Below are 24,386 nucleotides of genomic sequence, written 5' to 3'. Positions count from 1 at the left end.
CCATCCCCGCACGGGCCATCCCCACCCGGGGGAGGGTACCACGTCCGGGCCTCGGGATCGCGAGGGGCGGGTCTCCCGGGCTCGCCCTCATCCTGGAGTGCCGAAGCGGAGCGGAGGCCTCGAAGGAGCCCTCCAGACAGCGCCGCGATCCCTGGATCCCTCCTTCGAGGCTGCTGCGCAGCACCTCAGGATGAGGGCAAGACTGGGACCGGCCTCCCGGAGGCTTCCCGCGAACAGGGGCGGTGAGGCCGCGCGTCCTGCGTGCTGCCCCGCTCACTGCGCCTGACGGCGCCGGTGCCGACGACCGCCCTCCGCTGCACCCTGAGTCTCCACCGCCGCGTCGGCCGGCGCGCCGGGCTTCACCTCACCCTTGCCATCGGGCTTGGCCTCGGCGGCCTTCCCGTCCCCTGCCGCAGGCGCGCCCTCGGTGATCCGGACCGGGGCGCCGTCCTTCAGCCGGTCGGTGCCGTCCGTGACGACGCGGTCGCCCGGGTTCAACCCGGAGACCACCACCGTGGTAGTGCCGTCGGTCTCGCCCGTCTTGATCGGCCGGACCGTGACCTTGCTGTCCCCGTCCATCAGGTAGACGTAGGTGCCGGGCGTGCCCTGGAGCAGGCTGGAATTCGGCACGAGCGTCGCGCCCCGCACCGTGTCGACGGTCAGCTTGGCGTTGACGAACTGGTTCGGAAACAGCTCCTCGTCGGCATTGTCGAACAGCGCGCGCAGCTTCACCGTGCCGGTGGTCGTGTCGATCTGGTTGTCGACCGTGTCGAGCCGGCCGGTGGCGATCTCGTGGGCGTCGCCCCGGTCGTAGGCCCGCACGGTCAGCTTCGCGCCGGCCCGCACCTGCCGCATCACCCGCGCCACGTCGTCCTCCGGCAGGGTGAAGACCACCGAGATCGGGTGGAGCTGGGTCACCACCACGATCGCCGTGGAGGCGGCCGAGATGTAGTTGCCCTGGTCGACCTGCCGGAGGCCGACCCGCCCGTCCACTGGTGACGTGATGTGCGTGTAGGCGATGTTGAGCTTCTGCTGGTCGACCAGCGCCTGGTCGGCCGCGACCGTGCCCTCGTTCTGCTTCACGAGCGCGGCCTGCGTGTCGACGTTCTGCTTCGAGATCGAGTCCTGCCGGTTCAGCGTCTGGTAGCGCTGCAGGTCGAGCTTCGAGTTCTGCAGCAGCGCCTGGTCGCGGGCGAGCTGGCCCTGATACTGGGCGAGCAGCGCCTCGTAGGGCCGGGAATCGATCTGTGCGAGCTCGTCGCCCGCCTTGACGGTCTGGCCCTCGCGGAACTTCACCTGCATGAGGTAGCCGCTGATCTGCGACTTCACCGTCACGGTGGCGAGGGGCGTCACGGTCCCGAGCCCCTGCAGGATCACCGGCATGTCGCCGGTCGTGACGTTGGCGATGCCCACCGCCTGCGGCATGTCGGCGCCGCCGTGCCGGCCGCCGCGGCCGCCGGTCCGGTGCGCCGTGGCGGGCTCGGCGCCCTTGTCGGTGCGAGCCTCGTACCAGCGATGGCCGATCGCCCCGGCGCCGGCGAGCAGCACTAGGATCACGAGCCAGCGGATCGGCCGGAAACGCCGGGTCCGGACCTCGCGCGCGGGCGCCTCGCCGGGCTGGTAGGCGCGGGCCGTGTCGGTCCGGATCGGTGAACTCTCGTTCATGCCTGACTAGAGCACAGGACGGTCGTCTGCGCGACCGGCGGCACCCTATCCCTCGCTGTCCAAGCCCCCATGCCGCCTCCGGAACGCCGCGTCCCGGAAGCCCATCCTGAAGCCGCCCGATCCCGCGGGAACCGACGGCTCCGATCCCGTGTGCGGGAGCGTAAGCCCATAAAGCTGTCCGGGCCCCGAACGGCTCCTTACCGCGGCGACATGTTCAGCCGCGGTCTTACCGCTCGCTCACCTCTCGGTGCGCTCCACCGGTGCCCGGCCAATGCGCCGTCACTAGGGCGGCGACGTTTCACTCGTGTTGCTGGGGCTCGCCGGACGCGTCCGGTGCCGCATAAGCGCGCAGCACCGCCTGGAACGCGGGATCGACCGGCGTGACGGCCACGGCGCGGCGAAGGCCGAGTCCGAGTCCGCCGATCAGCAGCGCCAGGACCAAGCAGCCGAGGAACGCGCGTGAGGAGGGCCGCATCGTCGAATCCGGAAGGCCGACCCGATGATCGGAGCGGCCGCCGCCGCACATGCCGAAAGGGCCACCGACCCGCAAGTCGATGGCCCTTCTGGAGACCGGAGCGGCATCCCGCTGACGGGGCGAGGGGGCGAAGCCCCGTCGGCGAGTGCGCCGCTCCGGCCGTGAACCGAACCTACGAGACGGGTGATGAATGTCAACATTCGTCAGTCGGTGGTTGCGCGCCGGAGACGGGGTCTGTGCGACTGCGCACATTCCGCAACGCCCGACGCCCATGCTACAGGCCGGCGATGCCGAGACCCGCCATGCCGACACCTTCGATGCCCGGCGCCGCGTGCCGTACACCCTGCCGCGCCACATGAAGCCCGCCTTCATCAATCCCGTCTTTGCCGCGCTGCCCACGACGGTGTTCGAGACCATGTCGCGGCTCGCGCGGGTCCACGGCGCGATCAATCTCGGTCAGGGTTTTCCGGACGACCCCGGGCCGGGGGATGTGCGCGAGCGGGGCGCGCGGGCGCTCCTGGACGGCTGGAACCAGTACCCGCCGATGATGGGCCTGTCGGCCCTGCGGGATGCGGTCGCCGCCCACTACGCGCATCACCAGGGGCTCGCCCTCGACCCGGAGACGGAGGTCATGGTTACCTCCGGGGCGACCGAGGCGCTGGCCGGCGCGCTCCTGGCACTGATCGAGCCCGGCGACGAGGTCGTGCTGTTCGCGCCCATGTACGACGCCTACCTGCCCCTGGTCCGACGGGCCGGTGGCGCGCCACGGATCGTGCCGCTGCAGCCTCCGGCCTTCCGCCTCGACGAGGCCGCCCTCGCGGCGGCCTTCGGTGAGCGCACCCGGGTCGTGGTGCTGAACAACCCCCTCAACCCGAGCGCCACCCTGTTCGCGCCGGAAGACCTCGATCTGCTCGCCCGCTACTGCCAGCGCTTCGATGTGACCGCGCTCTGCGACGAGGTCTGGGAGCACGTGGTATTCGACGGCGCGCGCCACCGGCCGCTGATGGCGCTGCCCGGGATGCGGGAGCGGACCGTCAAGATCGGCTCGGCCGGCAAGATCTTCTCGCTCACCGGCTGGAAGGTCGGCTTCGTGATGGCCGATGCCCGGCTGATGCGCGGGCTCGCCAAGGCGCACCAGTTCCTCACCTTCACCACGCCCCCGAACCTCCAGGAGGCGGTGGCCTACGGGCTGGGCAAGCCGGCCGCGTGGTTCGAGGCGATGCGGGCCGGCTACGCCCGCTCCCGCGACCGGCTCGCGGGCGGCCTGCGCGACCTCGGCTTCTCGGTGCTGCCGGCCCAGGCCACGTGGTTTCTCAACATCGACATCACCACCCTGGGCCACGCCGACGACGGGGCCTTCTGCGAGGCCCTCGTCACCCGCCACGGCGTCGCGGCCATTCCGGTGAGCGCTTTCTACCCGGATGCCTCCGTGCGCGGCCTCGTCCGGCTCTGCTTCGCCAAGGACGACGCCACCCTGGATGCGGCGCTCGACCGCATGAGCGGTCTCGCCGGGAGCGCAGCGTGACGCGTGCCGGCACCGTCCTTGCGGGGATCCGACCGGGGGGCCACATCGTTGGGGACGATGGCTTCCCGACGGATCCCGACCATGGACTTCACCCAGGCTGCCCAGGCCGGGCGTTTCGCCCGTGCCGAGACCTTTTCCGGGGGCGAGACCCGCTCCGGTCCCCGGCCCGCCTTCCGGTCGGCGGATCTCAGCCAGGAGGCGAGTCTCGCCCGGCTGGAGACTCTGGCCCACCTGATGGACACAGCGTTCGTCATCCCGGGCATCAACCGGCGTGTCGGGTTCGACGCGCTGATCGGGCTCGTGCCGGTGATCGGCGACGTGGCCGGCATGGTGATCTCCTCCTTCATCGTCTACGAGGCGAAGCGCCTCGGCGCGCCGCGCTGGCTGCTGGCCCGGATGGGGCTGAACGTCGCCTTCGACGGGCTGATCGGCGCGGTGCCGGTCGCGGGCGACCTGTTCGACGCCGCCTTCAAAGCCAACCGCCGCAACGTTCGTCTGCTTCGCCGCTGGCTGGAGCGCAGCGGTGGTCTGCGCCCCACCGAGATCGAGGGCACCGCGACCCGGCTCGAGGGCTGAGCCCCCTTATCCGCTTCCTATCCGGCCGGCCGCGGGGCTGCCCGAGCGCCACGGCAGCGGGAGCGCGTGCGCCGCGGCGCGGGAGGCAGCACGGATGAACGAGGTCACGCGTCCCGGCGAGAGCGAGGTCGTGCCGGCGCCGATGCCCGGCGCCCAGCCGCTGGTCCTACGCCCGGACGAGGGGGCGCCGCCCCCGGTCCTGGCCGCGGGAGCGAGCCGGCGCGCCCGCCTGTCGCCGCTCAACCGGCGCCGCCTCGACAATTTCCGCCGCAACCGGCTCGGCTACGGATCGTTCGTGATCTTCGCGATCCTGTTCGTGCTCAGCCTGTTCGCGGAATTCATCGCCAACGATCGGCCGATCCTGCTGTCCTACAAGGGCGAGTGGCTGGTCCCGGTCCTGGTCGACTATCCGGAGGAGAAGTTCGGCGGCTTCCTCGCCACGACCGACTACCGCTCCGCCGAGATCCGCAAGGAGATCGCCGCGAACGGCTGGGCGCTGTGGCCGCCGATCCCGTTCTCGTACGATACGATCAACGAGGATCTGCCGACGCCGTCGCCGTCGCCGCCCACCTGGATGCTCACCGACGCGCAGTGCCGGCCCGTGGCCGAGAAACTCGGTGGCGCGGGTTGCGCGGACATTCCCTGGCACTGGCTCGGCACCGACAACACCACGCGGGACGTGCTGGCGCGGGTGATCTACGGCTTCCGCATCTCGGTGCTGTTCGGCCTGATCCTGGCCGCGGTCTCGTCGGTGATCGGCGTCATCGCGGGCGCCGTGCAGGGCTATTTCGGCGGCTGGGTCGATCTCGCCTTCCAGCGCTTCATCGAGGTCTGGGGTGGCATCCCGACCCTTTACCTGATCATCATCATTTCGGCCTTCATCGCACCGGGCTTCTTCGTTCTGCTCGGGATCATGCTGCTGTTCTCGTGGGTGGCGCTGGTTAGCGTCGTCCGCGCCGAGTTCCTGCGGGCCCGGAACTTCGAATACGTCCGGGCCGCGCGAGCTTTGGGCCTGTCGAACATCCGCATCATGACCGTTCATCTGCTGCCGAATGCCATGGTGGCGACGCTGACCTTTCTGCCGTTCATCCTGAACGGTTCGATCACCACCCTGACCTCGCTGGACTTCCTCGGCTTTGGCCTGCCGCCCGGCTCGCCCTCCCTCGGAGAGCTTCTCGCCCAGGGCAAGGACAATCTGACCGCGCCGTGGCTCGGATTGACCGGCTTCCTGGTCATCGCCGTGATGTTGAGCCTGCTCGTCTTCGCCGGCGAGGCCGTGCGCGACGCCTTCGATCCCCGTAAGACTTTCGTCTGAGGTCGCCACCGGCGGGAGAAAATGACGCAGGTCCCGGCCGCGCCTCCGCACAACTGTACGAAGATTGAGCCTTGTCCCGGAATGAACGGGCGGCAACCGTATAGGACCGTCTCGGGATGGTCCCGATCCTGGGGGTAAAGGTCTCTGCCGCCAACAAAAACTCGGCTCCAGGAACCGACTAGAATTCGTGGATCGGAGAGCGATAAAGCGCCTCAGAAGTGTGCTTTAAGTGCCGCCAATGCAACCATACCCTGTAAGCCTTACCGGATGATGCAGACTTAGACTTCGTCCTGATCACAGATAATTGAATGGATTGCCTTGCATTTTTCAGACGCTGTCTTAACTCGCGGAACAGGGGTCCCCATCAGGCTTTTGTTCCAAGGAAAGAGAGAATGTCAGAAACTGCGCCGACATCGCAATTGGATTTCATCGAGCGGACCGTGGACGTCGTCGCGGCCTACGTTTCCAACAACTCGCTGCCTTCGGCCGAATTGCCGACCCTGATCGCGAGCATCCACGAGGCGCTGAACGCGATCGGGTCCGGTCCGGCCGCCCCGGCGACCGAGAGCGTCGAGCGGCCGACGCCCGCTCAGGTCCGCAAGTCGATCCGCCCCGACGGACTGATCAGTTTCATCGACGGCAAGTCGTACAAGACGCTGAAGCGCCACCTGACCAAGCACGGGCTCGATCCGCAGAGCTACCGGGAGCGCTACGGTCTGCCGGCCGATTACCCGACCACCTCGGCGAACTATTCGGCGCAGCGCTCGGCGCTCGCCAAGAGCCTCGGTCTCGGCCAGCCGGGCCGGTCTCAGTCGGCCGCCAATGATGCGGAGCCCGCAGACGAGGCGGCCTCTACCCCCGCCCCGAGCCGGCGCAAGACCGCGGCCGCCACGACCAAGTCCCGCGCCAGCCGCAAGGTCGAAGCCGCCTGATTGCGGCCGGAGGGGTCGAACGGTCGCAGGCGCGCGATTGAAGACGATCGCGTCCTCAACCCCCTCCGGAGCTCCTGAACGGCGCGCGGTCGCGGCTCAGGCCGCGAGCCGCCCGTCGAGCGGGAACACCTTGGCGGGGTTCAGCATCCAGTGCGGATCGAACACCGCCTTGACCCGCATCTGCTGCTCGAGATCGACCTGATCGTACTGGAAGCGCATCAGCTCGCGCTTCTCGATCCCGACGCCGTGCTCGCCGGTCAGGCAGCCGCCGACCTCGACGCAGAGCTTCAGGATCTCGTCGCCCGCAGTCTCGGCCTTCTGCAACTCGCCGGGCCTGTTGATGTCGAACAGGATCAGCGGGTGCAGGTTGCCGTCGCCCGCGTGGAACACGTTGGCGACCCGCAGGCCCTTCTCGGCGCAGATCGCGCCGATCCGCTCCAGCACCGGCCCGAGCTGGCCGGTGGGGATCGTGCCGTCCATGCAGATGTAGTCGGAGATCCGGCCGGTCGCCCCGAAGGCCGACTTGCGGCCCTTCCAGATCGCGGCCGATTCCGCCTCCGAGCGCGAGACCCGCACGCTGGTCGGGCGGAAATCCTTGGCGATCGTCTCGATCCGCGCCAGCATCGCGTCGCACTCGGTGTCCGAGCCCTCGACCTCAATGATCAGCATCGCCTCGGCGTCGCGGGGATAGCCGGCCTGAGCGAAATCCTCGGTGATGAGGATCGCTTCGCGGTCCATGTACTCGATCGCCACCGGGATGATTCCGGCCGCGATGATCGCCGCGACGCAATCGCCCGCATCCTCGACCTTCGAGAAGCCGACCAGCACCGGCCGCGCACCCTCGGCTGCGCGCAGGATCCGCACGGTCGCCTCGGTGACGATGCCGAGCTGCCCCTCCGAGCCGCAGACGAGGCCGAGCAGGTCGTAGCCGCCGCTGTCGAGATGCTGGCCGCCGATTTCGACCACGGTGCCATCGTTGAGCACCAGGGTGACGCCGAGCAGGTTGTTGGTGGTCACGCCGTATTTAAGGCAGTGGGCGCCGCCGGAATTCATCGCGATGTTGCCCGCGATGGTGCAGGCGAGCTGGCTCGACGGGTCGGGGGCGTAGAAGAAGCCCTCGTGGGAGACTGCGCCCGAGATGGCGAGATTGGTGATGCCGCTCTGCACCCGGGCGGTGCGGTTGGCGAAGTCCATGTCGAGGACCTTGGTCATCTTGCCGACGCCCAGGATGATCGCGTCGGCCTGCGCGATGGCGCCGCCCGCGAGCGACGTGCCGGCGCCCCGGGGCACGACCCGCACGCCGTTGGCGTGGCAATAGGCCATCACGGCGGCGACCTCCGCGGTGGTGGAGGGCAGCACCACGGCGAGCGGCATCTGCCGGTAGGCAGTGAGCCCGTCCGTCTCGAACGCCCGGCGTTCGTCCTCGCTGACCACCAGCGCCTCCGGCGCGACCAGGGGCGCGAGGCCGGCCAGGATCGTCTCGCGGCGGGCGAGGATCGCGGGATCGGGGTCGGGAAAGCGGATGGTCATGGGGCTTGTGCCCTCCTTGGGCCCGCGGTGCGGGATGGCGTGCCGGCAGCATGGACCTCGGCGGGCGCGCCTTCAACCAGAGTGCGGCGCTGCGTCGTCCCCGCGTCACATTTCAACCACGACGGCTGCCTAGCGTCGCCGGAGACGCTTCGCTGCGCCGAGCCTCGATTCCGGCCTCCGGTGCCGGATCCGGTCGACGGGTCAAGAACGGACACGATGAACGCTCCCGCCTCCAGCGCCCTGCGCGACGATCGTTATGACGCGCCGTCGGCGCATCTCGCCACCACCCGCGACCTCGGGATCCGCAGCCTCCAGCTCGGCATCGCGGCCCTGCAGGAGGCGAGCGCGGCCTTCCAGGGCCGGCTCGGCGCGGCCTTCGAGGAGGCGGTGCAGACCATCCTGCAAAGCAAGGGCCGCGTCATCGTGAGCGGCATCGGCAAGAGCGGCCATGTCGGCCGCAAGATCGCCGCGACGCTGGCCTCCACGGGCACGCACGCCTTCTTCGTCCACCCGACCGAGGCGAGCCACGGCGACCTCGGGATGATCGCCCGGGACGACGTCATCATTGCGCTGTCGTGGTCGGGGGAGACCGCGGAACTGTCCGACCTCGTCGGCTTCAGCCGCCGGTTCTCGATTCCCCTGGTGGCCATCACCCGCAACGGCGAGAGCACGCTCGGCAAGGCCGCCGACGTGCTGCTGGAATTGCCCCGGGTGCGGGAATCCTGCCCGCACGACCTCGCGCCGACCTCCTCCAGCTTGATCCAGCTGGCGCTGGGCGACGCCCTGGCGGTGGCGCTGCTGGAGCGGCGCGGCTTCACCTCGGCGCGCTTCCACACCCTGCATCCCGGCGGGACACTGGCGGCCCGCCTCAAGACCGTGCAGCAGGTGATGCATGGGCCTCAGGACATGCCGCTGGTCCACGAGACCGCGTTGATGTCCGAGGTGCTGATCGAGATCGCGGCGCGGCGCTACGGCTGCGTCGGCGTCACCGATGCGGCCGGGCGTCTGGTCGGCATCGTCACGGACGGCGACCTGCGCCGCCACATGGGCCCTGCGCTCCTCGACACGCCGGTCTCGACGGTGATGACCCGGGATCCGGTCACCGTCGAACCGCACAAGCTGGCTCAGGCCGCCCTGGAATTGATGAACCGCCGGCTCATCACCGCGGTCTTCGCGGTCACGGACGGACGGCCTGTGGGCATCGTGCACGTCCACGACCTGCTGCGCGTCGGCATCGTCTGAGGCCGTTCGGAGCCGGCAGGTCCCATCCTCGCCCGCATCCTTCGAGGCCTCCGCTGCGCTCTGGCACCTCAGGATGAGAACGGAGGGTGGGGGCGACCGGTGCGCGGATCCGCCAGTCGGGCGCTGCTCACAGCCGCGCCAGCAGCTCCGCCTTCTTGGTCGAGAATTCCACATCGGTGAGCACGCCGCGCGCGTGCAGGTCGGCCAGCCGTTCGATGGTCGCGAGCACCGCGTCCGCGGAGGACCGGTCCGGCGCGGGCGTCTCCGCGGGTGCCACCTTTTGCGCCCTATCCTCTTGGCGCGGGTCTACCTGGCGCGGGTCTACTTGGCGCGGCGCCGCGACCTCCGCCTCGATCCGGCGCAGGCGGTCGAGGGCGACAGCCCCGGCCGGTCCCGTAAAGCCGAGACTGCCATTCGCCTGCGACACGCCGGTGATGCGGTGCTCGCCGGTATCGTAGAGAGCGACCTCCGAACCCGATTCGACGGCGAGCCGCCTTCTGTCCGGGAAATAGGCGTAGCGCAGCCCGTTCTGAGCGCCGGTGCTCGCCGGATCCCCCAGACCGGCCGGCCACCACTCGCCGCCGCCTCGTCGTGCCACGGGCGCAGCCTCCGAGAAGCCGCCTGCTGGGAGCGCCCCGGCCAGCTCGGTGCAGAGTGCGCCGACCCGCGCCTTCAGGCCGTCGTCGAACATCCGGCCGACCATCACCATGCCGCCGGCGAACCACTGTCCCATCCCGCCGAGATCGGGATGGTCGAACTGCGCCATCGTGCCGTGGCCGCGCTCCAGGGCCCGGATCAGGTGGCGCACCGCGTCCAGGCTGACCCCGTGACGCTCGGCGACATTCCGCAGCCCGGAGACGGGGTCGAACGGCCCGTCATCCCGGAATGGGTCGGATTCGGCAGCGTTGTCGGACGGATCCATGAGCCAGCTCCCGAAGCGGTGGAGGGCGGATACGATGCGCCCGAAACCGGGCGCGCGCCGGCCCGGGAGCCCGAAGGCCGCCCCGGGCCTGCGGCGGCGTTGCGCTGCAGACCCAATCCGCGGCCGTACAAGCGGGTTCCGGGCCGTCTCAGGCCGCGGCCGGCGGGAATGGGCCCGCGATGGTGAAGTCGGTGATCGGCCGGCGGCCGTTCGGGGTCTCGCGGGGCCGCTGCTCCTCGGGAAGGTCCGCCTCGGGCGTTTTGCGGCCGACCGCGAAGGCGGCCTCGATCCGATGGTTCTCGGGCAGACGCAGGACCTCGGGCGCGCGGACATGGTCGAAGCCGACCATGCCGTGGGCGTGCCAGCCCTGATGGATCGCCTGGAGCTGGAAGGCGAGCGAGGCGCTGCCCACGTCGAAGGAGTGGCTGTAGGAGGGCTTCAGCTCGTCGCCGACCTTCATGAGCCCGTTCGAGACCAGGAACAGGATCGCGCCGGTGCCGGCGACCCATTTCTGGTTGGCGGGAACGAGGAGGCCCAGGAACGTGTCCCAATTGGCATCGCCCCGGAGCGCGTAGAGGAAGCGCCAGGGCTGCGAGTTGTAGGCGGAGGGCGACCAGCGCGCCGCCTCGATCATCCGCATCAGCTCGGATTCGGGCAGAGCCTCGCCCGTGAAGGCGCGGGGCGAGTACCGCGCGACGAAGACCGGATCGATGTCGTGGTCGGCGCGGCGGGGCGAGGGCAGGCTCAAGGGATTCATCTCCGGATGGGCGCGGGCGCCCGGGCAGCCGAGCTTGCCCGAAACGCCCGCCCGGAGGCAAACCCTACGCCATCCTAGGCCACGCTGCGCTCGATCTCCTCCTCGTCGCAGATCACGCCGGCATTGCCCTCGAACTCCGCCGCGAGGTCCACGGGGGCGTGGACCGGCGCCGCGTTCACCCGGTCGCGCGCGAAGGTCGCCAGGAACAGGCGCATGACGTGGCGCACGCCCGCATCGTTGATGGTGCGCTGGTCCTCGTTGTAGTAGCGCCCGGCATTCACGTTGCTCGTGACGATGTCGTAGGCGGGGAAGTAGACCGCCCGCGGGTCGCCGCGGCCGACCACCTCGCCGGCCGCCACCCGCAGCACCGACTTGGAGTAGCTGTTCGACTCCATCACGTGCCGGTCCATGTAGGTGGCGATCATCGGCACCGGCGAGACCGTGAAGATCACCCGCGCCTTCGGGTTCACGCTCCAGAGCCGGTCGAGGAAGCCGTTGAGGTCGCCCAGCACCTCGCCCGCGCCCGCGTTGACGCACTCGTAGAGGGCCGGGTCGAAGGTGCCGCCCGCGACCCCGGGGGCGAGCGGCAGCGCCGCGCCGTCGGCCCGCCAGCGCCAGCCTTCCGTGAGGCCGAGCGTCAGCACGAACACGTCCAGGGTCTCGAACAGGCGGCGCACCTCGGCGAGATGCGCGTCGCGCGCCGCGACCACCTCGGCCTCGCTGGCAAAGCCCGCGGGCTCGACCGTGGGGCGGAACGGGTCGACGTAGCGGCCATCGTCGCGCAGCCAGGCCTTCAGCTCCGGCTCGAACGTTCCGTAGGCCCGGTCGAACAGCTGCACGAACTGGCGCGTGTAGTAGAGGTTGCCGTAGCGCGCCGAGAACGTGCCGAACTGGCGGGCATTGGCCTCCTCGGCGCTCATGCCGGGGGTCGGCGGCTCGGTCAGGTAGTAGTTGAACCCGGCGCCGCGCACCGCCTCGGCCACCCGCTGCGCGAAGCAGGAGCCGCCGGTGGCGACCTTGTCGGTCGGCCCGATCACGAAGGTGTCCTTCGGGTGCGGATTGACCGCGAAGGGCGGCACGTTGGTGACGACCTTGCGCCAGAATCGCTCGGCCGGTAGACCCGTATACGGATTCAACGCCATCTTCGAACCCTCTTCTTCACGACGGCGACGGCCCTCGGGACCGCTGACCCGTCCGCTGACACCGGCACGCGACGTGGCCCTGAACGACCTGCCCCGGCGCGCCCGCAGCGCGTTCACCCGCTCGGCGCCCGATTGGGCGCCTACCCGTTGGGCCCCCACCTGGGCGACACCATGGCGGAACCGCGCCCGCGCCGCCACGACCCGTGATGGGCCGAGCATCGCGGTGCTGGGCAATTGCCAGGCCCGAGGCATCGCCCGGGCCATGCGCCTGCTCGCGCCGAAGAGCCCGGTCCGCTACCTGCCCATGGGCTCGCTGAAGCGCGACCACGGCCATGTCGACGGCCTGATCCGGACCCTGCGCGCCCACGACCACGTCTTCTCGCAGGCCTTCCCGGCCGGGCTGATCCCGGGCGGCGACGTCGCCACTGTGCGCGCGGCCGACCCGCGGCTCAAGCTGTTCCCGTCGATCGTGTTCTCGGCCTTCCACCCGGACATGGTCTATGTCGGCCAGGCCTCGGACCTCGCCGCGCTGAAGCTGACGCCGTCGCCGCTGGGCCAGTACCACTCGGCGATCGTGCTGACCGCCCACCGGCTCGGCCTCGACGCCGGCCGCACCGCCGGCCTGTTCCGCGAGGACGTGTTCGCCCGTCTGGGCTATCTCGACCACTGGGACCCGGCGGTGCGCGAGCTCGTCGGCGCGGCCGACGCCCTGGGCTTCGGGCTGGATCGCGAGGTGACCCGCTGGGCGCGCCGCGGCGCCTTCATGCACCTGATGAACCATCCCAAGGTCCACGTCCTCGGCGACATCGCCCGGCGGCTTCTGCAGGAGAACGGGCTCGCGCCCGAGCCCGTGGAGATCGAGGATTACCTCGGCGACGAGCTGGCCCAGGACGTGGTCTGGCCGATCTACCCGCCCATCGCCGAGCACTTTGGCCTGACCGGCTCGTACCTGTTCAAGACCAAGCCGCGGGGCGACGACTTCCCGGTGCTCTACGACCTGCCGGGCTTCATCGCGGCGAGCTTCGCGCTCTACGACGCGATGACCCCCGGGGATCTCGCCTGCCCGCGGGTCGAGGCGTGGCTCGCCGCGCCGGAGATCGTCGCGCTGTTCCGGGCCGGCTGAGGCCGCCCCCGGGAGAAGGCGTCCAGCCGGCAGACTCGTCGTTGCGAGCGGAGCGAAGCAGTCCAGGAGCGCCTCGCCGGCCGAGCGCGCGCCGCCCGGGGTCGCTTCGCTGCGCGCGCGATGACTGTCCGGCTCGGATGGATCCGTGACTCAGCCCGCCGCGCAGAGCCGGCTGTCGGAGCCGGCCTCGCCGAGGCCCTCGACCATGATCCGGACCAGGCGGTTAACCTCCTGCATCTGGAAGGGCTTGCGCAGGAACAGGCTTCCCGGCACGCCGCTGCGGCCGTGCGTGTCCGTCGAGGTGTAGACCACCGGCCGGTTCAGATGGATCGCCCGGAAGGCGTGGGCCACCGTCCAGCCGTCGATCAGCCCGGGCAGGTGGATATCGGTGAACAGCCAATCGATCGCCGCACCCCGGTCGCGCAGGACGGTCAGCGCGGCCTCGCCCGTCGAGGCTTCGATCACCCGGATGCCGTGCGTCTCGCACAGGCTCGCGACGATCTCGAGGAGCAGGTAGCTGTCCTCGACGATGAGGACGCTCTGAGCGGGGCGCATGACGGAGGTCCGGTGTTCGGCCCGCCGATTAGGGGGCGACAGGGTTGAAGATCTCTTAAAGACCCGCCTGGACCCGTTACCGGGCGGAGGCCGGCGCCTGTTGCAGCGCCGCAACCGACGGGGCCGAAATGGCGCGTCGCGACCCTCCGCCCCGCCGCCGCCGCATTCCGGGCGCGTCCGGGTGCGTCAGCGCACGCCGTCGACCGGCGCGGGCCGTCACCACGCCCCCGCGCCGCCCGGCGGAACCGTCGCTTAACCAACCCCGCCTACCAACGGCGCCAGGAATACGCGGACCCGCCTCGAAGACCAGCAGCCGGCCTTCGGCACCGCTCGAGGAGTTTTTCAGACCATGCCCCAGCGTTTCCGCGCCGCCGCCCTCGGCCTCGCGCTCGTCGCCGCCCTCGGCCTGGGCGCCTGCAGCAACGACAAGGACCTCGCCGACGCCTCCGCCTTCGGGGCGGGTGCCGCGACCCCCGGCAGCGCCCAGGACTTCGTCGTCAATATCGGCGACCGGGTCTTCTTCGAGTCGGATTCCACCGACCTGACGCCCACCGCGACCGCCACCCTCGACAAGCAGGCCGCGTGGCTGCAGCGCTACCCGCGCTACACCTTCATCATCGAGGGCCATGCCGACGAGCGGGGCACCCGCGAGTACAACTTCTCCCTCGGCGCCCGCCGGGCCCAGGCGGTGAACGACTACCTCGCCACCCGCGGCATCGCGGCAAGCCGGATGCGGACCGTGTCGTACGGCAAGGAGCGGCCGGTGGCCGTGTGCAACGACATCTCCTGCTGGTCGCAGAACCGCCGTGCGGTGATCGTCCTCGATCGCGGGGCCGGAGCGTAAGCCGCGGCTAAAACGACCCTGGAGGCGGCTTCAGACCGCCGCCTCCGCCTCGCGCCGCAGTTTTGCCGCGGAACGGCGCATCTGTTAGGCCCTCGCGCCGCCACCGGATCGCACCCGCACCATGTCCGCCCGTCTTCGCACCCGCCTCGCGCTCACCACGATCCTGGGAGCCATGCTCCTCGGCCACCCGGCAGCCGCGCAGGACGCCTCCGAGTTGGTGGTGCGCCTCGGCCGCATCGAGAACCAGTCCCGGCTCATGGCCGGACAGATCGAGACGCTCCAGTACGAGAACCGCCAGCTCAAGGAGCAGCTGCGCAAGTTCCAGGAGGATGTCGAGTTCCGCCTGAACGAGGGCAAGGGCGGCAAGCCCTCGGCCGCCCCCGCGCCGTCGGGCGCCGTCAACGGCGGCAATCCGGGCGCCGGCCGCCCCGGCAAGCGCGGCGACGCCTTCGACCCGTCGCAATCCCCCGGGGCCCCGGGCGCCCCCGTGCAGCTCGGCAGCACGCAGCCCTCCGCGCCGCTGCCGCCCCGTGACGCCGTCGAGGCGACCGAGGCCGCCCCCCGGCCGCAGCGTCTGCCGCAAGGGGCGATCAATGGGGCGATCAATGGGGATGATGAGGACGCCGACGCCGTTCCCGGCTACGACGAGCCGGTCGATCTGCGGCCGCCGGCCCGGACCGGGGCGATCCCGGCGCGGCCCTCCGAGAGCGTGGCGGCGACCCGGACGGGCGATCCGGCCGCCGATTACGACGCCGCGGTCGAGCTGTACCGCGCCAAGCAGTACGAGCAGGCCGAGATGGGCCTGCGCCAGTTCATCCAGTCGCACCCGCGCGATAACCGCATCGCCGGCGCGACCTACTGGCTCGGCGAGAGCTACCTCGCGCGCGGGCGCAACCGCGAGGCCGCCGAGCAGTTCCTGAAGGTCTCTACCGACTACGCCCGCTCCTCCCAGGCCCCCGACGCCATGCTGAAGCTCGGCGTCACGCTCAACGCGCTCGGCGCCCGCGAGCAAGCCTGCGCGACCTTGGCCGAGCTGGACCGGAAGTTCCCGAATGCCGGCAACGGCATCCGCCAGGGCGTCGCGCGCGAGCAGAAGCGCGCCCGCTGCGGCGCTTGATCGGCCCGGACGACCCGGTCCGCGCTGCCCTCAGCCCCTGGCTCGACCCATCCGCGTGCGGCGGCCGGGGCGCGCTCCTCGCCGTCTCGGGCGGTCCCGATTCGACCGCCCTGATGCATGCCGCCGTGATCCTGCGCGACGCGACCGGCGCATCACTGCAGGTCGCCACCGTGGATCACGGCCTGCGTCCCGACTCGGCCGCGGAGGCTGAGAACGTCGGCCGCGCCGCCCGAAAACTCGGCCTGCCCCACGCGATTCTGCCCTGGGCGGGCGCGAAGCCCGGCACCGGGCTGCAGGACGCGGCCCGCACGGCCCGTTATGCCCTGCTTGCCGCCCAGGCCGAGGCGGTCGGCGCCGGCCTCGTCCTGACAGGCCACACCCGGGACGATCAGGCCGAGACGGTGCTGATCCGGCTCGCCGCCGGCAGCGGCCTCGCGGGGCTTGCCGGCATGCGCGCCGAGCGGATGCTCCATCCCGGCATCGTCCTCGGGCGTCCGTTCCTGCACCTGCCGAAGGCGAGTCTGGTGGCGTGGTGCGCGGCGCGCGGCCTCCCGTATGTACGCGATCCCGCCAACGGGGATCCGCGCTTCGCCCGCGGCCGCCTGCGCGCGGCCTGGCCGGTTCTGGAACGCGAGGGCCTGACCCAGGCGCGCCTTGCCCGGCTCGCCGAGCGCGCCGCCCGCGACGAGGCCGCGCTCCGGAGCGCGGCTGAGCAGGCCCTAGACCGGTTGCGGCGGCCCGGGCCGGAGACGGGGGTTGGCATGGGCCTCGACGGGGCCGCCCTGGCGGCCCTGCCCGACGCCGTGGCCCTGCGCTGCCTCGATCTCGCCCTGACCCGGGCCGGCGCGCCGCCGCGCCGTCTCGAACGCCTCGAAACCCTGGTCCTCGAATCGCTCCTGCCGGCCCTGCGGCGGCGGGAGCCGATCCGGCGCACCTTGGCGGGGTTTCTGGTCTGCGCCGATGCGGGCGGGACCGTGAGCCTCGCCCCCGCTCCGCCGCGTCGACGCGGGGCGGCAGGTGCTGCCCTCGCCGCAGGGCCTCCCGAATTACTTGGCAAGGGAGAACCCCCCGCCTACATTGGCGAGGTGTGCACGGATGGACAGGAATAGCCGCGTGGCGGGTCCGTCCTGGGGGTCGCACGCGCCAGGGATTGATCGATGAACCCGAATTTTCGCAACTTTGCCTTGTGGGTCGTCATCTTCCTGCTGGTGCTGGCCCTCGTCACCCTGTTCCAGAACCCGGGGCACCGAGGCGGCGGCAGCGAGATCGCCTACAGCCAGCTCCTGAACGACGCCGATGCCGGCAAGATCCAGTCGGTGGTGATCTCCGGGCAGGACGTGTCCGGCACCTATGTCGGCGGCGGCAACTTCACGAGCTACGCGCCCAACGACCCGAGCCTGGTCTCCAAGCTCCAGGGCAAGGGGGTGCAGATCACCGCCCGTCCGCCGTCGGACAACACTCCCTGGTTCATCCAGCTTCTCGTGAGCTGGCTGCCGATCCTCGTCTTCATCGGCGCCTGGATCTTCCTCTCGCGCCAGATGCAGTCCGGCGCCGGCCGCGCCATGGGCTTCGGGAAGTCGAAGGCCAAGCTCCTGAACGAGGCGCACGGCCGCGTGTCGTTCGACGACGTCGCGGGTGTCGAGGAAGCGAAGGAGGATCTGCAGGAGATCGTGGAATTCCTGCGCGACCCCCAGAAGTTCCAGCGGCTCGGCGGCCGGATCCCCCGCGGCGTGCTGCTGGTCGGCCCGCCCGGCACCGGTAAGACCCTGATCGCCCGGGCGGTCGCCGGTGAGGCCAACGTGCCGTTCTTCACGATCTCGGGCTCCGACTTCGTCGAGATGTTCGTGGGTGTCGGCGCCAGCCGCGTGCGCGACATGTTCGAGCAGGCCAAGAAGAATGCGCCCTGCATCATCTTCATCGACGAGATCGACGCGGTCGGCCGCCATCGCGGCGCCGGCCTCGGCGGCGGCAACGACGAGCGCGAGCAGACCCTGAACCAGCTCCTCGTGGAGATGGACGGGTTCGAGGCCAACGAGGGCGTCATCATCATCGCGGCGACCAACCGCCCCGACGTGCTCGATCCGGCCCTGCTGCGGCCCGGCCGCTTCGACCGTCAGATCATGGTGCCGAACCCGGACGTCACCGGCCGTGAGCGCATCCTGCGGGTCCACGTCCGCAAGGTGCCGCTGGCGCCCGATGTCGACCTGAAGACCATCGCGCGCGGCACCCCGGGCTTCTCGGGCGCGGACCTGATGAACCTCGTGAACGAGTCGGCCCTGCTGGCGGCCCGCCGCGGCAAGCGCATCGTGACGATGCACGAGTTCGAGGACGCCAAGGACAAGGTCATGATGGGCGCCGAGCGGCGCACCCTGGTCATGACCGAGGACGAGAAGCGGCTCACTGCCTACCACGAGGGCGGCCACGCCATCGTGGCGCTGAACGTCCCGGCGACCGACCCGGTGCACAAGGCGACCATCATCCCCCGCGGCCGGGCCCTCGGCATGGTCATGCAGCTGCCCGAGCGCGACAAGCTCTCCATGAGCTTCGAGCAGATGACCTCGCGGCTGGCGATCATGATGGGCGGGCGCATCGCCGAGGAGATGATCTTCGGGCGCGAGAAGGTGACCTCGGGCGCGCAGTCGGACATCGAGCAGGCGACGCGGCTCGCCAAGATGATGGTGACCCGCTGGGGCTTCAGCCCCGAGCTCGGCACCGTCGCGTACGGCGACAACAACGACGAGGTCTTCCTCGGCATGTCGATGGGCCGGCAGCAATCGGTCTCCGAATCGACCGCCCAGAAGATCGACGCCGAGGTCCGTCGTCTCGTGGAGACCGGCCTGGAGGAGGCGCGCCGCATCCTCGCCGAGCACAAGGACGACCTGGAGGCCCTGGCGCAGGGGCTCCTCGAATACGAGACCCTCTCGGGCGAGGAGATCCGCAACCTGCTCAAGGGCCAGCCTCCGATCCGCGACGGCGGTGACGTGCCGCCGACCCCGGCCCGCGGCTCCTCGGTCCCCTCGGCGGGCCGCGGCCGGCCGAAGGAGAGCGACGGCGGGCTGGAGCCGCAGCCGCAGGCCTGAGGCGACGGATAAGACGACGATCGGAAAGGGCGCTGCGAGGCGCCCTTTTTCGTGCGGGGTGCAGGCAGAGTGCGGACCGTGACTTTCCCTCCCCTCGCAGAGGCGGGAGGGCATGTCGCGTCTCCGATGACAAACCGGATCTCCTATCGGCACATCGATGCTATCAGCTTGGCCGCTGGCCTCCGCGTCGATCAGCGAAGCGGAAACACAGAACCCTCTCCCCTGCAGCGCCGCGAAATCCCCGATGCCGGTCTCGACCTATCTCGTCGTCGCCCTCGGCGCCGGCGTCGCCGGCTTCGTGCAGGGGCTGTCGGGCTTCGCTTTCGGGCTCGTGGCCCTGTCGTTCTGGGCCTGGGTGATCGATCCGAAGCTCGCCGCCATCCTCTCCGTGGCCGGCGGCCTCACCGGTCAGATCGTCGCCGCCGTCTCGGTGCGGCGCGGCTTCGACCTCGAGCGCCTCGCCCCCTTCGTGCTCGGCGGCCTTGCCGGCATCCCCCTCGGCGTCCTGCTCCTGCCCCGGCTCGACGCCGACCTGTTCAAGGCGCTGCTTGGCCTCCTGCTGATGGTCTGGTGCCCGGTGATGCTGTGCGCCAAGGATCTGCCGCGGATCACGGTGGGTGGCCGGCTCGCCGATGCCGCGGTCGGCCTTGCGGGCGGCGTGATGGGCGCTCTCGGCGGCTTCACGGGCGTGCTGCCAACCCTCTGGTGCACCCTGCGCCGCTACGAGCGCGACGTGCAGCGCACGATCATCCAGAACTTCAACCTCGCGATGCTCACCGTGACGATGATCACCTATCTCGCTTCGGGGCTCGTCACGCGGCCGGTTCTGCCGATGCTGGCTGTGGTCCTGCCCGCCATGCTGATCCCCACGCTCCTCGGGACCCGGGCCTATGTGGGCGTGAGCGAGACGGCGTTCCGCAGGCTCGTGCTGAGCTTGCTCACGCTCTCGGGAATCATGCTCACGGTCTCGGCGCTGCCCAGGATCCTGTAAGCGCCGCGCCCCATTTCGAACGCCTTTGTCGCGGAGCAACCGATTCACCCTAGGGAAGCGTTCGAGTCGGACTTCTCTGGAATCTGCTAAGCTGTGTCGGGTCCGCGGCCCGGCTTCGGAGACGTGATGGTGCGCAAGTATTTCGGAACCGACGGCATCCGGGGCCGGGCCAACGGGGTGATCACGCCCGAACTCGCCCTCAAGGTCGGGCAGGCCGCCGGGCTCGTGTTCCAGCGCGGCGAGCACCGCCACCGGGTGGTGATCGGCAAGGACACCCGCCTCTCCGGCTACATGATCGAGACCGCGCTCGTGGCCGGCTTCACCTCGGTGGGCATGGACGTGCTGCTGCTCGGGCCGGTGCCGACGCCGGCCGTGGCGATGCTGACCCGGTCCATGCGCGCCGATCTCGGCGTGATGATCTCGGCCTCGCACAACCCGTTCGAGGACAACGGCATCAAGCTGTTCGGACCGGACGGATTCAAGCTCAACGACGCGATCGAGCACGAGATCGAGGGGTTGATCGATGCCGACATGCACAAGCGCCTGTCCGGCTCCAACGATCTCGGCCGGGCCAAGCGCATCGAGAGCGTGCATGCCCGCTACATCGAGTTCGCCAAGCGGACCCTGCCGCGGCAGGTGACCCTGGACGGCCTGCGGGTCGTGGTCGATTGCGCCAACGGCGCGGCCTACCGGGTCGCCCCCGAGACCCTGTGGGAACTCGGCGCCGAGGTCATCGCCATCGGCACCGAGCCGGACGGGTTTAACATCAACCGGGATGTCGGCTCGACCGCGCCCGCGGCGCTGATCGACATGGTGCGCGAGCGCCGGGCCGATATCGGCATCGCGCTCGACGGCGACGCCGACCGGGTTCTGATCGTCGACGAGAAGGGCCAAGTGGTCGACGGCGACCAGCTCATGGCGGTCGTGGCGCGTTCCTGGCAGGAGGATGAGCGCCTCACGCAGCCGGGCGTGGTCGCCACGATCATGTCCAATCTCGGCCTGGAGCGCTATCTCGGCGGCCTCGGCCTCACGCTCGCCCGCACGGCAGTGGGAGACCGCTATGTCCTCGAGCACATGCGCACGCATGGCTACAACCTCGGCGGCGAGCAGTCCGGGCACATCATCATGTCGGATTACACCACCACCGGCGACGGCCTCGTGGCCGCCCTGCAGCTCCTCAGCGTGGTGCAGCGGCAGAACCGGCCCGTGAGCGAGGTCTGCCATTGCTTCGATCCGCTGCCGCAGATCCTCAAGAATGTCCGCTACCGGAGCGGCGAGCCCCTGCGTGAGGACAGCGTGGTCAGCGCCATCGAGCATGCCCGCGAGCGGCTCGGCAATGCCGGCCGCCTGGTGATCCGCCCCTCCGGCACCGAGCCGGTGATCCGCGTGATGGCCGAGGGTGACGATCGCGGCCTCGTCAATGACGTGGTCGATGAGGTGGTCGACGCGGTCACCCGCGCGGCCGCCTGAGCGGTCATCCGTCCGTGTAGGCGGCGCGCAGCTCCGCGGGTGCGGTCATCCGCCAAGCCCCCAGCAGCGCCGCCCGCAGGATCTCCTCCTCGCAGAGGTCGAGGTCGAGATTGGTCCAGCCCCGCCGCCCCCAGGCGCCGTCGAGGGGGGTGAACAGGTCCGGCTCGGCCTCGCACAAGGTGGCCTGATCCTCGGGCGCGAGGCGCAGCACCACCCGCGCCTCCTCGATCCAGAGGGTCGCGAAAACCCGGCCGCCGACCCGGAAATCCGGGTTGCCGCTATGGGCACCCGCCACCGCCTCCGGCAGCATCAGCGCCAGGATGCGCACGTCCTCGGGACCCATGCGGATGTCAGCCCCTGCGAGGCCCGGGCACCCGGGCGGCGACGGTCGGGTCGCACATGCGCGCCTGCCACGACAGATAAACTCATCCGACGTGGTGACGCGATGCGGCAGAGACAAGCAAGTCCCGCCCGGATAACCGTTTCGATACGTCCGCAACGGATGCGCAAGGCTAACATTTAACGTTAAGCCAGATTTAAGACGTTGCTTCCATCCTTCACTCCGTACCCCGGGACCGCGCGCTGCGCGTCCGGCTCACGAGTCCAGTGAAGGAATCTCCATGGCCCGCTCCAAGCTGAACGCTTTGGTGCGCAGCCTGACGCTCGCGGCGAGCGTCGGCACGCCCTGCCTCGCCGCGGCCGCGGATCTGCTGCTTCCGCCGCCGCCCCCGCCGCCGCCGCCGATCGAGGTCGGCGGCGGCTGGTACCTGCGCGGCGACGTGGGCGCGAGCATCTACACCCGTCCGCGATACAGCGACGCCTACGACTACACCGGCTACGCCGAGTCCAACCGTGCCTTCGGCAACGCGATCGGCGGCGGCGGTTTCGCGGGCGTCGGCGTCGGCTACCAGTTCACCCCGTTCCTGCGCGGCGACATCACCGGTGAGTACCGCTACTCCACCGGCCTGCGCGGCAGCGAGTACTACAAGGGTCCGGATTTCGATAACGGGCTCGGCTCGTACGGCGTGAACAAGTCGAGCGGCCACTTCGACTCCGCGGTGGTTCTGGCCAACGCGTATTTCGACCTCGGCACGTGGTACGGCATCACGCCGTTCATCGGTGGCGGCGTCGGCTACGCGTTCAACCACGTCTCGAGCTACTCGACCAACCAGCAGTTCACCAGCCCGACCTACGGCTACGATTATGGGAACCCGATCTACGGCTGCGGCTGCGGACAACCCTCCTACAACTACGCGCCGGTCTACGACGCGAACGGCAACGCGGTGTACAACACCAACAGCGGCAGCAAGTTCTACAAGGACAAGACCAGCGGCAGCTTCGCCTGGGCGCTCCATGCCGGTCTGGCCTACAACGTGACCGACGCGCTGAAGATCGAGCTGGCCTACCGCTATCTGAACCTCGGCAAGGCGCAGACCGGCGCGGGCTTTGAGCCCTGCTGCACCGGCAGCCTGCAGGCGATCAAAGTGAAGGACATCGAGGCGCACGACGTGAAGATCGGCCTGCGCTACTACCTCGGCGGCTTCGTGGCGGCCCCGCTGCCGCCGCTCATGCCGGAGCCGATCCCCGGCCCGCTGGTGCGCAAGTACTGATCGCACCTCCAACGCGATCCCACCGACAGACGATGACGGCGCGGAGGCTCTCCGCGCCGTCTCGCGTTTCTGCGGCCCATCGCGCTCGATCCGGCTCTTGCCCGGCCCAATAGTCCGCAAGACACGCCGGGATTGAAAGACCCGGATCGGGATCCAGTCATCACGGCCGAGCAACGGAGAATTAAGGTTACCGGCTTATCACCGTGTCGAGGCGCGATCCGCCGTCCGTCTCTTTCGGTCCCAGGACGATCCCGATGCGTACCGTCACCTTTCCGCTGCTGGCGGTTCTCGGCCTCTGCGGCGTGACCTCCGCCCGCGCCGCCGATCTGGATTACGATTACCTGCGCGGCGCCGATTATGATCCGGTCCCGGCTTCGGTGGTCGACTGGAGTGGCGTGTATCTGGGCGGTCATGGCGGCTATACCTCGGCGGCCCTCGGCTTCAAAAATGCCCTATCGCCGATGGTCTACCAACACTCGCACAATTCGACCGCCGAGAGCGATTTCGCTGCCTCGACCTTGCTGAGCCCCCCATCGAAACGCGTCGGAGCTGGGAGCTTCGGCGTCTATGCTGGGTACAACATCCAGTACGACAATTTCGTGTTCGGTTTTGAGGGGGACTACACGGATTTCGGCCGTATGGGCTATTCCCAAGATAGCATCGGTCGCGTGAAGACGAACTCGCAGGGCTTGCAGGAGACCCTCAACCTGTACGGAAAGTCCGCGACGCGGATCAATGATTATGGGACGTTGCGCGCGCGAATTGGGTATGCCGCGGACAACCTCATGCCGTTCGTCACTGGCGGCGTCGCGATCGGGCGCGCTCGTGCTGCGGATTCACTTAGCTATTACGATAGCGGGTTTGATGTCAGCGCGTACAACGCTAATTTGGCTGGAACAAAGACGTACATTAATAATTTTAACAGCGCTTCCTACGATTACCGGACGAAGACCAAGGTCGTTTCTGGCGTGGCGCTCGGGGCAGGTCTGGAATACGCGATTACTGCGAACATCCTCCTGCGTGCCGAGTATCAATATGTGCTGTTCAGCAATTTCGACGGCCATAAAGTCAATCTAAATACCGTCCGTGCTGGCGCGGCCGTCAAGTTCTGATGCCGGACTCCGGCAGGAGCCTGCCCATGCAGATTTACAGCACCGTCCGTATCGCCATTCAGTTGCTCGCGGCCAGCTCAACCCTGGCACCCGCGATTGCCGCAGATTGGTCGGGGAGTCGGGCCGAGCCGCGCATCGTCCGATACCGCAGCACGGCCCGGCCCGGCCCCCCTGTCCCGCCGCCGGTGCTGGTGCGGGGCTACCTGCCGCGCAACCACAACGTCCCGATGTACAACGAGCCGCCCGGCCGCGCGCCCGCCTGGTAAGGGCTGTGGCGCACCCCATAATGGCGTGCTGTTGGCCTGCTAGAGCTGTTCCCGGTCAGGTAGCGACGGCCAAGTCGTTCTCGTAGCCGGCTCCGGCGATGTAGTTGCGGCACTCCTGCGGAGTGAAGCGCTTGAAG

General features: G+C 69.7%; 23 protein-coding genes. 15 read left to right on the top strand and 8 right to left on the bottom strand.

Annotated elements, in window-relative coordinates; translation table 11 throughout:
* Positions 1 to 273: 273 nt before the first annotated feature.
* Positions 274 to 1,665, bottom strand: a complete 1,392-nt coding sequence (locus CIW48_RS24115; protein ID WP_149313017.1) for an MdtA/MuxA family multidrug efflux RND transporter periplasmic adaptor subunit — start codon at positions 1,663 to 1,665, stop codon at positions 274 to 276.
* A 298-nt stretch (positions 1,666 to 1,963) separates the two neighbouring features.
* Positions 1,964 to 2,140, bottom strand: coding sequence for a hypothetical protein (locus tag CIW48_RS24110; RefSeq protein WP_246695401.1), 177 nt, complete (start codon positions 2,138 to 2,140; stop codon positions 1,964 to 1,966).
* A 355-nt stretch (positions 2,141 to 2,495) separates the two neighbouring features.
* Between CIW48_RS24110 and CIW48_RS24105 the strand changes: the two genes are divergently transcribed.
* The 4 genes from CIW48_RS24105 to CIW48_RS24090 all read left to right on the top strand — a co-directional run bounded on the left by CIW48_RS24105 (position 2,496) and on the right by CIW48_RS24090 (position 6,488).
* A complete protein-coding gene (locus tag CIW48_RS24105) occupies positions 2,496 to 3,665 on the top strand; it encodes an aminotransferase (RefSeq protein ID WP_173009384.1) in 1,170 nt (389 codons plus the stop codon).
* 81 nt (positions 3,666 to 3,746) lie between these two features.
* A complete protein-coding gene (locus CIW48_RS24100; protein WP_149313016.1) occupies positions 3,747 to 4,241 on the top strand; it encodes a DUF4112 domain-containing protein in 495 nt (164 codons plus the stop codon).
* A gap of 94 nt (positions 4,242 to 4,335) precedes the next feature.
* Entirely contained in the window at positions 4,336 to 5,556 is a 1,221-nt protein-coding gene (locus CIW48_RS24095) for an ABC transporter permease (RefSeq protein ID WP_149313015.1), read from the top strand.
* A 392-nt stretch (positions 5,557 to 5,948) separates the two neighbouring features.
* Entirely contained in the window at positions 5,949 to 6,488 is a 540-nt protein-coding gene (locus tag CIW48_RS24090) for a MucR family transcriptional regulator (protein ID WP_149313014.1), read from the top strand.
* 96 nt (positions 6,489 to 6,584) lie between these two features.
* Here the strand turns inward: CIW48_RS24090 and CIW48_RS24085 are convergent, their stop codons facing one another.
* The gene (locus CIW48_RS24085) at positions 6,585 to 8,018 is read right to left on the bottom strand and encodes an FAD-linked oxidase C-terminal domain-containing protein (RefSeq protein WP_149313013.1); all 1,434 of its coding nucleotides are present in this window, start codon (positions 8,016 to 8,018) and stop codon (positions 6,585 to 6,587) included.
* Positions 8,019 to 8,234: 216 nt separating this feature from the next.
* On the opposite strand from CIW48_RS24085, the gene CIW48_RS24080 reads away from it, so the two are divergent.
* Positions 8,235 to 9,260 (top strand): KpsF/GutQ family sugar-phosphate isomerase, encoded by a 1,026-nt coding sequence (locus CIW48_RS24080; protein ID WP_149313012.1) that lies wholly within the window; start codon positions 8,235 to 8,237, stop codon positions 9,258 to 9,260.
* Between the two features lie 127 nt (positions 9,261 to 9,387).
* On the opposite strand, the gene CIW48_RS24075 is transcribed toward CIW48_RS24080, so the two are convergent.
* The 3 genes from CIW48_RS24075 to CIW48_RS24065 all read right to left on the bottom strand — a co-directional run bounded on the left by CIW48_RS24075 (position 9,388) and on the right by CIW48_RS24065 (position 12,081).
* The gene (locus tag CIW48_RS24075) at positions 9,388 to 10,182 is read right to left on the bottom strand and encodes an SHOCT domain-containing protein (RefSeq protein WP_149313011.1); all 795 of its coding nucleotides are present in this window, start codon (positions 10,180 to 10,182) and stop codon (positions 9,388 to 9,390) included.
* Positions 10,183 to 10,330: 148 nt separating this feature from the next.
* Complete coding sequence (locus CIW48_RS24070; protein ID WP_149313010.1) at positions 10,331 to 10,939, bottom strand: nitroreductase family protein; 609 nt, start codon at positions 10,937 to 10,939, stop codon at positions 10,331 to 10,333.
* Between the two features lie 74 nt (positions 10,940 to 11,013).
* Positions 11,014 to 12,081 (bottom strand): GSCFA domain-containing protein, encoded by a 1,068-nt coding sequence (locus CIW48_RS24065; RefSeq protein ID WP_149313009.1) that lies wholly within the window; start codon positions 12,079 to 12,081, stop codon positions 11,014 to 11,016.
* A gap of 73 nt (positions 12,082 to 12,154) precedes the next feature.
* On the opposite strand from CIW48_RS24065, the gene CIW48_RS24060 reads away from it, so the two are divergent.
* The gene (locus tag CIW48_RS24060; protein WP_149313008.1) at positions 12,155 to 13,204 is read left to right on the top strand and encodes a WcbI family polysaccharide biosynthesis putative acetyltransferase; all 1,050 of its coding nucleotides are present in this window, start codon (positions 12,155 to 12,157) and stop codon (positions 13,202 to 13,204) included.
* A 150-nt stretch (positions 13,205 to 13,354) separates the two neighbouring features.
* Here the strand turns inward: CIW48_RS24060 and CIW48_RS24055 are convergent, their stop codons facing one another.
* A complete protein-coding gene (locus CIW48_RS24055) occupies positions 13,355 to 13,759 on the bottom strand; it encodes a response regulator (protein WP_149313007.1) in 405 nt (134 codons plus the stop codon).
* Positions 13,760 to 14,108: 349 nt separating this feature from the next.
* Here CIW48_RS24055 and pal point away from each other — a divergent pair, with 349 nt between their 5' ends.
* From pal to glmM, 6 genes are all read left to right on the top strand, one after another.
* Positions 14,109 to 14,603, top strand: coding sequence for a peptidoglycan-associated lipoprotein Pal (gene pal, locus CIW48_RS24050; RefSeq protein WP_012321252.1), 495 nt, complete (start codon positions 14,109 to 14,111; stop codon positions 14,601 to 14,603).
* Between the two features lie 121 nt (positions 14,604 to 14,724).
* The gene (gene ybgF, locus CIW48_RS24045; protein WP_149313006.1) at positions 14,725 to 15,720 is read left to right on the top strand and encodes a tol-pal system protein YbgF; all 996 of its coding nucleotides are present in this window, start codon (positions 14,725 to 14,727) and stop codon (positions 15,718 to 15,720) included.
* Complete coding sequence (gene tilS / locus CIW48_RS24040) at positions 15,717 to 16,829, top strand: tRNA lysidine(34) synthetase TilS (protein WP_149313005.1); 1,113 nt, start codon at positions 15,717 to 15,719, stop codon at positions 16,827 to 16,829. The genes ybgF and tilS overlap by 4 nt, the downstream gene beginning before the upstream one ends.
* A gap of 48 nt (positions 16,830 to 16,877) precedes the next feature.
* Positions 16,878 to 18,800, top strand: a complete 1,923-nt coding sequence (gene ftsH / locus CIW48_RS24035) for an ATP-dependent zinc metalloprotease FtsH (RefSeq protein WP_012321255.1) — start codon at positions 16,878 to 16,880, stop codon at positions 18,798 to 18,800.
* A 244-nt stretch (positions 18,801 to 19,044) separates the two neighbouring features.
* Positions 19,045 to 19,791, top strand: a complete 747-nt coding sequence (locus tag CIW48_RS24030; protein ID WP_149313004.1) for a sulfite exporter TauE/SafE family protein — start codon at positions 19,045 to 19,047, stop codon at positions 19,789 to 19,791.
* A gap of 129 nt (positions 19,792 to 19,920) precedes the next feature.
* The gene (gene glmM / locus CIW48_RS24025) at positions 19,921 to 21,261 is read left to right on the top strand and encodes a phosphoglucosamine mutase (RefSeq protein ID WP_091782804.1); all 1,341 of its coding nucleotides are present in this window, start codon (positions 19,921 to 19,923) and stop codon (positions 21,259 to 21,261) included.
* 4 nt (positions 21,262 to 21,265) lie between these two features.
* Here the strand turns inward: glmM and CIW48_RS24020 are convergent, their stop codons facing one another.
* On the bottom strand, positions 21,266 to 21,604 hold the full coding sequence (locus tag CIW48_RS24020) for an MmcQ/YjbR family DNA-binding protein (RefSeq protein ID WP_149313003.1): 339 nt from the start codon (positions 21,602 to 21,604) through the stop codon (positions 21,266 to 21,268).
* 277 nt (positions 21,605 to 21,881) lie between these two features.
* Between CIW48_RS24020 and CIW48_RS24015 the strand changes: the two genes are divergently transcribed.
* The 3 genes from CIW48_RS24015 (at position 21,882) to CIW48_RS24005 (ending at position 24,249) form a co-directional block, all read left to right on the top strand.
* Complete coding sequence (locus CIW48_RS24015; RefSeq protein ID WP_149313002.1) at positions 21,882 to 22,871, top strand: porin family protein; 990 nt, start codon at positions 21,882 to 21,884, stop codon at positions 22,869 to 22,871.
* Between the two features lie 254 nt (positions 22,872 to 23,125).
* A complete protein-coding gene (locus CIW48_RS24010; RefSeq protein WP_149313001.1) occupies positions 23,126 to 23,983 on the top strand; it encodes an outer membrane beta-barrel protein in 858 nt (285 codons plus the stop codon).
* A gap of 26 nt (positions 23,984 to 24,009) precedes the next feature.
* The gene (locus CIW48_RS24005) at positions 24,010 to 24,249 is read left to right on the top strand and encodes a hypothetical protein (RefSeq protein WP_149313000.1); all 240 of its coding nucleotides are present in this window, start codon (positions 24,010 to 24,012) and stop codon (positions 24,247 to 24,249) included.
* The last annotated feature ends 137 nt before the right edge of the window (positions 24,250 to 24,386 follow it).

It is taken from the genome of Methylobacterium sp. P1-11, assembly GCF_008329595.1.
Classification (GTDB): Bacteria; Pseudomonadota; Alphaproteobacteria; order Rhizobiales; family Beijerinckiaceae; genus Methylobacterium.
This window is presented reverse-complemented; position numbering and strand designations above follow the sequence as displayed.